This is a genomic window from Streptomyces spongiae (assembly GCF_009377185.1).
Classification (GTDB): Bacteria; Actinomycetota; Actinomycetes; order Streptomycetales; family Streptomycetaceae; genus Streptomyces; species Streptomyces spongiae.
The window spans coordinates 1-9,034 of sequence record NZ_VJZC01000411.1 but is presented as its reverse complement, the minus strand read 5'-3'; the positions used below and the strand labels follow the sequence as shown (position 1 = coordinate 9,034).

9 protein-coding genes are annotated in these 9,034 nt (G+C 71.8%); 6 read left to right on the top strand and 3 right to left on the bottom strand.

Annotated features, from left to right (window positions below; genetic code table 11):
* Nucleotides 1-89 precede the first annotated feature (89 nt).
* Nucleotides 90-716, top strand: a complete 627-nt coding sequence (locus FNH08_RS36350) for a hypothetical protein (RefSeq protein ID WP_152775795.1) — start codon at nucleotides 90-92, stop codon at nucleotides 714-716.
* A 5-nt stretch (nucleotides 717-721) separates the two neighbouring features.
* Here the strand turns inward: FNH08_RS36350 and FNH08_RS36345 are convergent, their stop codons facing one another.
* Nucleotides 722-1,942 (bottom strand): adenylate/guanylate cyclase domain-containing protein, encoded by a 1,221-nt coding sequence (locus tag FNH08_RS36345; RefSeq protein ID WP_407704516.1) that lies wholly within the window; start codon nucleotides 1,940-1,942, stop codon nucleotides 722-724.
* A 300-nt stretch (nucleotides 1,943-2,242) separates the two neighbouring features.
* On the bottom strand, nucleotides 2,243-3,142 hold the full coding sequence (locus FNH08_RS36340; protein WP_152775794.1) for a biotin--[acetyl-CoA-carboxylase] ligase: 900 nt from the start codon (nucleotides 3,140-3,142) through the stop codon (nucleotides 2,243-2,245).
* A gap of 183 nt (nucleotides 3,143-3,325) precedes the next feature.
* Here FNH08_RS36340 and FNH08_RS36335 point away from each other — a divergent pair, with 183 nt between their 5' ends.
* The 4 genes from FNH08_RS36335 (at nucleotide 3,326) to FNH08_RS36320 (ending at nucleotide 6,083) form a co-directional block, all read left to right on the top strand.
* Nucleotides 3,326-4,933, top strand: a complete 1,608-nt coding sequence (locus FNH08_RS36335) for an acyl-CoA carboxylase subunit beta (RefSeq protein WP_152775793.1) — start codon at nucleotides 3,326-3,328, stop codon at nucleotides 4,931-4,933.
* 27 nt (nucleotides 4,934-4,960) lie between these two features.
* Nucleotides 4,961-5,185 (top strand): acyl-CoA carboxylase epsilon subunit, encoded by a 225-nt coding sequence (locus FNH08_RS36330; protein ID WP_152775792.1) that lies wholly within the window; start codon nucleotides 4,961-4,963, stop codon nucleotides 5,183-5,185.
* A gap of 101 nt (nucleotides 5,186-5,286) precedes the next feature.
* Nucleotides 5,287-5,415 (top strand): morphogenic membrane protein MmpB, encoded by a 129-nt coding sequence (gene mmpB, locus FNH08_RS53265; RefSeq protein ID WP_152775791.1) that lies wholly within the window; start codon nucleotides 5,287-5,289, stop codon nucleotides 5,413-5,415.
* 47 nt (nucleotides 5,416-5,462) lie between these two features.
* Complete coding sequence (locus FNH08_RS36320) at nucleotides 5,463-6,083, top strand: Maf family protein (protein WP_152775790.1); 621 nt, start codon at nucleotides 5,463-5,465, stop codon at nucleotides 6,081-6,083.
* A gap of 42 nt (nucleotides 6,084-6,125) precedes the next feature.
* On the opposite strand, the gene FNH08_RS36315 is transcribed toward FNH08_RS36320, so the two are convergent.
* A complete protein-coding gene (locus FNH08_RS36315; protein WP_322726063.1) occupies nucleotides 6,126-6,626 on the bottom strand; it encodes a hypothetical protein in 501 nt (166 codons plus the stop codon).
* Between the two features lie 442 nt (nucleotides 6,627-7,068).
* Here FNH08_RS36315 and FNH08_RS36310 point away from each other — a divergent pair, with 442 nt between their 5' ends.
* Nucleotides 7,069-8,844, top strand: coding sequence for an acetyl/propionyl/methylcrotonyl-CoA carboxylase subunit alpha (locus FNH08_RS36310; protein WP_322726062.1), 1,776 nt, complete (start codon nucleotides 7,069-7,071; stop codon nucleotides 8,842-8,844).
* The last annotated feature ends 190 nt before the right edge of the window (nucleotides 8,845-9,034 follow it).

Sequence of the window (9,034 nt, the reverse complement as noted above, 5' to 3'; positions counted from 1 at the left end):
CTCCCGCCCCAGGCCCCACGGGGCCACATAGCGTGCCCACGCACAGCGCGACGGGGGCGCGGCGCAGGGCGCTTCGAGGAGGAACGGCCATGACACACCCGGCCCGCGGACGGCACCGCAAGCCCCGGCCGCGACGGACGCTGTTCGCGGTGGGCGGGCTCGCTCTGGCGGCAGGGGCGCTCACTCTGGTGCGACTGGGGCCCGAGCCGCACGGCGGAGGTGGCGCGGGGGCCGCGGAGGCTCCGGAGGCGGAGCCGAGGGCCGCCTCCGACGGGATCCCGGAGGGGGCGGCCAACGCGGCGGCGACGATGGAGGCCGCATCGCCTCCGGCGGGTTCGGCCGATCCCGGCGCCACCGCTGTGCCGGGGGTCGGGAGCGGGGCGGCCCCCGGTGCGACGGCGGCGGCGATCCCGTCCTCCCCGGTCAGGTCACCGGTTGCCGCCACGACCGCCGCGGCTGCCTCTTCCGCCCCGTACGCCCCGTCCGCCCCGTCCGCAGGCTCGACCGGCATCCCCACGGCCCCCGTCGCCGAGGCACCGGCCGCTCCCCGGCCCACACCGAGTACCACCGCCACGGCACCCCGGCCCGACCGCCCGGACGAGCGGGATGACCGGGATGAGCGCGATCAGAAGGAATGGTGCGTCCCGGTCATCGGACTGTGCGTCAACGCGGACAACGACGGCGACGGTGGAGACGGAGAGAGCCTGCTCGGCTGAACGCGCTACGCGGGCGGGTTGGCCCGGCGCGTGAGCAGCCACGGCTCGACGACACCCAGCCCGCGCACGGGCCGCTGCCACATCGGCTGGAGCGCGAAGCGGTACGACGGCGGCTCCTCGCCCTCCTTCTCGGCGGCGGCCGCGGCCTCGGCGGCCTCCGCCTCGGAGGCGGGGGCGTCACCGGTGTGGATGACCTCCTCGGCGAACGCGGAGTCCACCAGCACGGTGTCCTTGGGGGCTATGGACGTCAGCCGGGAGGCCAGGTTCACCGTCGTACCGAAGACGTCACCCATGCGCGTCGTCACCGTGCCGAACGCGATACCGACGCGCAGCTCGGGCATCGTCTCGTCGTTCGCCATGGTCTCGATGAGCCGGAGCGCGATCTCGGCGGCGATGCCCGAGTCGTCCGCCGCGTACAGCACCTCGTCGCCCAGGGTCTTGATGAGCCGGCCGCCGTGCGCGGCCACCAGGTCGGCCGCCGTGGTCTCGAATGCCTCGACGAGCTCGCCCAGCTCCTCTTCCTCCATGCGGCGCGTCAGCCGTGTGAAGCCGACCAGGTCCGCGAAGCCGACCGCGAGGCGCCGGTCGACCATCTCCTCGTCGTCGGCGGCCTGCACGACGCGGCCGGTGGCGGCGGCGAGCTGGCGCCGCCAGACATAGACGAGGAACTCCTCCAGCTCCGGCAGGAGCAGCTCCACCAGGGGATACGTGACCTCGGTCCGTGTCATGCCCGGTTCCGGCGGCTCGGTCAGGCCCTCCAGGAAGGAGTCGATCTGCCACTCGGCCAGCCGGGCCGTGGTCTGACCGGTCGAGCGGGCCACCTGCACGGCCATCGCCTCGCTGAGCAGCCCGGCCTCGACGAGACCGGAGAGCCGCCGCAGCGCGAGGACGTCCGCCTCGGTGAGCGCCCTGGCCTGGCCGATGTCCGCGAAACCCATGGCGCGCCAGAAACGGGTGGCCAGCTCCACGGAGACACCCGCGCTGCGGGCTGCCTGGAACGGGGTGTAGCGGCGCTCGGCACCGAGGATGAGCGATTCGATGCGCAGGGCCAGGGGGTTCTCGACGGGGTCGTCGCCCTCCCCGTCGGGCCGGCTCAGCGCGTCCACCCGCCGCCGCGGCTCGGCCCGGTCGGCCGACGCGTCGCCGGCAGACCCTGCGGTACGGCCCGGATCGCCGTCGGGAGCGGGGTGTGCACCCGTGCCGGAGCCCGTGTCGTCGACGGTCACGCCTGCTGCCCTTCCGATCTGTCACGGTCAGGTATCGACCGGCCTCAACTCTACGGCAGGTGTGGGCTGGCTCACTCCTGAGGAGCGAACGAGCACGCCCTCCCGGCCGGGGGTCCGGGGGTTGTCCCCCGGGTCAACACAGCACAGCAGGTGTGGGCTGGCTCACTCCTGAGGAGCGGACCAGCACGCCCTCCCGGCTGGGGGTCCGGGGGGTCATCCCCGGGTCAACACTCCGAGTCGTACGACTTGATCGTCCCCAGCGTTCACTGGGCAGCTCCGGGTACCCAGCCGTCCCACGAGTCACTCGGGTCGCAGATGGACGATGTCGCCCGCCCCCACCGGCTCCTGCACGCCCTCCGCCGTGGCCAGCACCAACCGGCCGTCGCCGTCCACCGCGACCGCCTCCCCCACGATCGAGCGGTCGCCGGGGAGCTCCGCGCGGACCGTGCGGCCCAGGGTGGCGCAGCCCGCCGCGTACGTCTCCTGGAGGCCGCTGACGGCGGGGTCGCCCCCGGCGTCCCGCCACTTGCCGTACCACTGCTCCAGGGAGCGCAGGACGGCCCGTAGCAGCGGGTCACGGTCGGTGTTCGCGGCGCCCGCCAGGAGGAGGGAGCCCGCGGTGGGCACGGGCAGCTCGTCGTCGCGGAGCGTGACGTTGAGGCCGATGCCGACGACCACGCCGTCCGTGCCCGCGCGCTCGGCGAGGATGCCGCCGGTCTTGCGTTCCTCGCCGCCCACGGTCACCAGGAGGTCGTTGGGCCATTTGAGTGCCGTGTCCACACCGGCCGCGCGGGACAGCCCCGTCGCCACCGCGACCCCGGTCAGCAGCGGTACCCAGCCCCAGCGGTGGACGGGCACCTCGGCCGGCTTCAGGAGCACGGAGAAGAACAGTCCGGAGCGCGCCGGAGCGGTCCAGACGCGGTCCAGACGGCCGCGCGCGGCGCTCTGCTCCTCGGCCACGAGGACCGCGCCCTCGGCCGCCTTGCCCGCCTCGGCGAGGGCCACGAGGTCGGAGTTGGTGGAGCCGGTGCGCTGCACCACGTCCACGTCGGACCACAGCCCGCCCTCGCGCACCAGCGCCCGGCGCAGCGCGGTCCCGTTGAGGGGAGGGCGGCCGAGATCGGACCAGCGGCCGCCGCCCGGCCCGTCGCCCTGGGCGCCGTCGTCGTCGTACGCGTCTGATGCATCTCGCGGGGTCATGAAACCCACCCTAGGTGTGGTCAACGCCGCACTGCCGAACCATAGACGCAGCACTACGCTACGGATGAGTAGCCATACACACTTCTGAGCACACACTGAGCACGTCACTGAGCACGTCACTGAGTACGTCCCTGAGCACGTCACCCTCACGTCCCCATTGAGCAGGCAGGGAGCCGCATCCCGATGTCCGAGCCGGAAGAGCGCCAGACGGTCGAAGAGATCGACATCCACACCACAGCGGGCAAACTCGCGGATCTCAGGCGCCGCATCCACGAAGCGACGCACGCCGGCTCCGAGCGCGCCGTGGAGAAGCAGCACGCCAAGGGCAAGCTGACGGCGCGTGAGCGCATCGAGCTGCTCATGGACGAGGGCTCCTTCGTGGAGTTCGACGAGTTCGCCCAGCACCGCTCCACCGACTTCGGTCTGGAGAAGAACCGCCCGTACGGCGACGGGGTCGTCACCGGGTACGGCACGGTGGAGGGCCGTCCGGTCGCCGTGTTCTCCCAGGACTTCACCGTCTTCGGCGGCGCGCTGGGCGAGGTCTTCGGCCAGAAGATCATGAAGGCGATGGACTTCGCGCTGAAGACGGGCTGCCCGGTCATCGGCATCAACGACTCCGGCGGCGCCCGTATCCAGGAGGGCGTCAGCGCGCTCGGCATGTACGGCGAGATCTTCCGCCGCAACACCCACGCCTCGGGCGTCATCCCGCAGATCAGCCTGGTCGTCGGCCCGTGCGCGGGCGGTGCGGTCTACTCCCCCGCCATCACCGACTTCACGGTCATGGTCGACCAGACCTCGCACATGTTCATCACCGGCCCGGACGTCATCAAGACCGTCACCGGCGAGGACGTCGGCTTCGAGGAACTGGGCGGCGCCCGCACCCACAACGCCACCTCGGGTGTGGCCCATCACATGGCGGGCGACGAGAAGGACGCCATCGAGTACGTCAAGCAGCTGCTGTCGTACCTGCCGTCCAACAACCTCAGCGAGCCCCCGGCGTTCCCGGAGGAGGCGGACCTCGCCCTCACCGACGAGGACCGCGAGCTGGACACGCTGATCCCGGACAGCGCGAACCAGCCGTACGACATGCACACGGTGATCGAGCACGTCCTGGACGACAGCGAGTTCTTCGAGACCCAGCCGCTGTTCGCGCCGAACATCATCACCGGCTTCGGCAGAGTCGAGGGCCACCCCGTCGGCATCGTCGCCAACCAGCCGATGCAGTTCGCCGGCTGCCTCGACATCGACGCCTCCGAGAAGGCCGCGCGCTTCGTGCGCACCTGCGACGCCTTCAACGTCCCCGTGATCACCTTCGTCGACGTCCCCGGCTTCCTCCCGGGCGTCGACCAGGAGCACACCGGCATCATCCGCCGCGGCGCCAAGCTGATCTACGCCTACGCCGAGGCGACGGTCCCCCTCATCACGGTCATCACCCGCAAGGCCTTCGGCGGCGCGTACGACGTCATGGGCTCCAAGCACCTCGGCGCCGACCTCAACCTCGCCTGGCCGACCGCCCAGATCGCCGTCATGGGCGCCCAGGGCGCGGTCAACATTCTGCACCGCCGCACGATCGCCGCCGCCTCCGACGAGGAGCGCGAGGACGTGCGGGCCCGCCTGATCCAGGAGTACGAGGACAGGCTCCTCAACCCCTACGCGGCGGCCGAGCGCGGCTACATCGACGCTGTCGTCCTCCCCTCGGACACCCGCTCCCACATCGTGCGCGGTCTGCGTTCCCTGCGCACGAAGCGGGAAAGCCTCCCTCCGAAGAAGCACGGCAACATCCCGCTCTAGACCGGACCTCGACCCCTTGGAGCCGTCATGACGATCAAGGTCGTACGGGGCAACCCGACCGCTGAGGAGTTGGCCGCCGCACTGGCGGTGGTCCGGGCGCGCGCCGCGGCGGCGTCCACCGAGCCGTCCGGCGCGCCCCGCCCCCGCGACTCCTGGTCCGACCCGTCCCGCATCGCCGCCCACCGCCTGCCCCAGCCGGGCCCGACGGCGTGGGGCCGCACGTACTGGCCGGGCCAGGGCTGCGCCGGGTAGGGCCGGTCGGAGGGCGGGTGGGCCGGCTGGTCACCTCGGACCACGCAAGTTGAGTACGCGTACTCAGGCGCCGGAACGTGAGCTACCGCAGCATTGTTGGCATGCTGTGGTCCGACCCCGAGAACGAACCGCCCAAGGAACTGCGTGACACGCAGGACATGTTGCGGCGGCTCGGTGTCCTCGTGGCACTGGCCATGGTGCTCGCGATGCTCGTGCTCGGAGTGCGGTGAGGCGGCGCCCCGGGCCGTGAGCCCGGCCGCGCCGATACCCTGACCGCATGACTGATCAGCCGCGCCGCCGACTCGTGCTCGCCTCCCAGTCCCCCGCCCGGCTGGGCCTGCTCCGCCAGGCGGGGCTGGACCCCGAAGTGATCGTCAGCGGGGTCGACGAGGACGCCGTGACCGCCCCCACCCCCGCCGAGCTCGCCCTCGCGCTCGCCGAGGCGAAGGCCTCCGTCGTGGCGGCCAAACCCGAGGTCAAGGGCGCCCTGGTGATCGGCTGCGACTCGGTGCTCGACCTGGACGGCGAGGCGCTCGGCAAGCCCGCCGACGCCGAGGAGGCCACCGCGCGCTGGAAGTCGATGCGCGGCCGGTCGGGCACCCTCCAGACCGGCCACTGCGTCTGGGACACCGCGAGCGGACGGTACACGTCCGGTACGGCGTCCACCGTGGTCCACTTCGGCGAGCCGACCGACGAGGAGATCGCCGCGTACGTCGCCTCCGGCGAACCCCTCTACGTGGCCGGGGCGTTCACCCTCGACGGCCGCTCGGCACCGTTCATCGACGGAATCGACGGGGACCACGGCAACGTCATCGGGATCAGCCTCCCACTCGTACGGCGCCTGCTGGCCCAACTGAACGTGGGCATCACCGAGTTGTGGACGCCCAGGGAGAAGTGACCGGAGTGCGGCAACCGGGCGGGGTGCCCGGGAGCCGCACGGTCAGGGAGTGCTGGGCGCCGGCGGGGTGACCGGGGCGGGTTGGCCGTTGCCCGGGGAGCCGTCGCTGGGGGGACCGCCCTCGCCCTCGGGGGCCGTGCCGGCCGGGCCCGTCTGACGGTCGTACGTCATCAGCGTGAGCAGGACCAGTCCGAGCACGACCATCATGAACGCGAACGCGCCCCAGCCCACCAGGCCCACGGCGAAGGCGCCGAGCAGCCCGTGCACGACGGCCACGCTGATCAGCAGGATGCGCCAGAAGCCGGTCGCGGGCCGGTCGCGCAGGGCGACGAGCAGCGCGGCGAGGCCGCACAGGGCGAAGTAGACGCCGAAGACCACGCCGCCGGCCTTCGACGAGGAGGACATCGCGGCCGGGTCGAGCCCGGCGAGGGACATGTCCTGGCGGTCGACCACGATGCCGAGGAACCAGTTGACCCAGGCGATGGCTCCCGCCTCCACGAAGAGCACGAGCGCCGTGACCACCGCCACCGGTCTCCGTATCACCGGTCCCACCCCACTTTCGCTGTTGCCGTCCGTCACCCCGAGCGCGCGACGACCGTTACCGCCAGTACTGGCCCACCCGTCACCCGACCACCACCCCTCAACGGGGCCCTTCGGGCCACAGATTCTCTTCAGCATCGCGAACGCTACTAACGGGTAAACCCGGGGGCAAGGGTTCCTGCGAGGGCAAAGAATCATTGGGCCATTAGTAGGGACTCCACAAAGAAACCCATCCGGGCGCAGCGCGGCCTCATAGAGACCTTGGCCACATCGGAAGGCTAGGGTTTTCCGGTGGAGTCCTGCGCGGTGCGGTGCGACAAGGGATTTCGCAGGTCGAGCGAGCCTCCACTCACGCTCCGTGTGGGCAAGCTCACCATTGAGGACGGGTCGAAACGCCGTGTCGGCAGTCCCTAAACTCGGCTTGTTTCAAGGAGAGGGAGCCATCGTGCGCAAGGTGTTGATCGCCAACCGTGGCGAAATCGCTGTCCGCGTCGCCCGGGCGTGCCGGGATGCGGGGATCGCGAGCGTCGCCGTGTACGCCGACCCGGACCGGGACGCCCTGCACGTCCGCGCGGCGGACGAGGCGTTCGCGCTGGGCGGTGACACCCCCGCCACCAGCTACCTGGACATCGCCAAGGTGCTGCAGGCGGCCAAGGACTCCGGTGCGGACGCCATCCACCCGGGTTACGGCTTCCTCTCCGAGAACGCCGAGTTCGCCCAGGCGGTGCTGGACGCGAACCTGATCTGGATCGGCCCGCCACCGCACGCGATCCGCGACCTCGGCGACAAGGTCGCCGCCCGGCACATCGCCCAGCGCGCCGGCGCCCCGCTCGTCGCGGGCACCCCCGACCCGGTCTCCGGCGCCGACGAGGTCGTCGCCTTCGCCGAGGAGCACGGCCTGCCGATCGCGATCAAGGCGGCGTTCGGCGGCGGTGGCCGTGGCCTGAAGGTCGCCCGCACGCTCGAAGAGGTCCCCGAGCTGTACGACTCCGCCGTCCGCGAGGCGGTGGCCGCGTTCGGCCGCGGTGAGTGCTTCGTCGAGCGCTACCTGGACCGCCCGCGCCACGTGGAGACGCAGTGCCTGGCCGACACCCACGGCAACGTGGTCGTCGTCTCCACCCGTGACTGCTCCCTCCAGCGCCGCCACCAGAAGCTCGTCGAAGAGGCCCCCGCACCCTTCCTCTCCCCCGAGCAGAACGCCGAGCTGTACCGCGCCTCGAAGGCCATCCTGAAGGAGGCCGGCTACGTCGGCGCGGGCACCTGCGAGTTCCTCGTCGGCCAGGACGGCACCATCTCCTTCCTGGAGGTCAACACCCGCCTCCAGGTCGAGCACCCGGTCACCGAGGAGGTCACCGGCATCGACTTGGTCCGCGAGATGTTCCGGATCGCCGACGGCGAGGAACTCGGCTACGACGACCCGCCGCTGCGCGGTCACTCCTTCGAGTTCCGTATCAACGGCGAGGACCCCGGCCGCAACTTCCTCCCGGCCCCCGGCACCGTCACCACCTTCACCCCGCCCACCGGCCCCGGTGTCCGCCTGGACGCGGGCGTGGAGTCCGGCTCGGTCATCGGCCCCGCCTGGGACTCCCTGCTCGCCAAGCTGATCATCACCGGCGCCACGCGTCAGCAGGCCCTCCAGCGGGCCTCCCGCGCCCTGAACGAGTTCCAGGTCGAGGGCATGGCCACGGCCATCCCGTTCCACCAGACCGTCGTCACCGACCCGGCGTTCGCACCCGAGCTGACCGGCTCCACCGACCCGTTCACGGTCCACACCCGCTGGATCGAGACCGAGTTCGTCAACGAGATCGCCCCCTTCACCGCCCCCGCCGAGGCCGTGGAGGCCGACGACGAGCCCGGCCGGGAGACGGTCGTGGTCGAGGTCGGCGGCAAGCGTCTGGAGGTCTCCCTGCCGACCTCGCTCGGCATGTCCCTGGCCCGCACCGGCCTCGCCGCCGGGGCCAAGCCGAAGCGCCGCGCGGCGAAGAAGTCCGGCCCCGCCGCCTCCGGCGACACCCTCGCCTCTCCGATGCAGGGCACCATCGTCAAGATCGCGGTGGAGGAGGGGCAGGAGGTCAAGGCGGGCGACCTCGTCGTCGTCCTGGAGGCCATGAAGATGGAACAGCCCCTCAACGCGCACCGCTCCGGCACGATCAAGGGGCTGGCGGCGGAGGTCGGGGCGTCCGTCACCTCCGGTGCGGCGATCTGCGAGATCAAGGACTGAGTACTGCGGCTCGTGGGCGGGTGCGTCTCGTCTGCCGGGTGCGGTTGTGGTTCGGGTGCGGGTTCATCGTGGCTTGTCGCGCAGTTCCCCGCGCCCCTGAAAAGCCGCGCCCGCGCCCGGCACCAAGACGGACCCGGCAGCCGCAGCCGCACCACAGCAGACAGCCGACGCCCGCCCCACAGGACCGGCA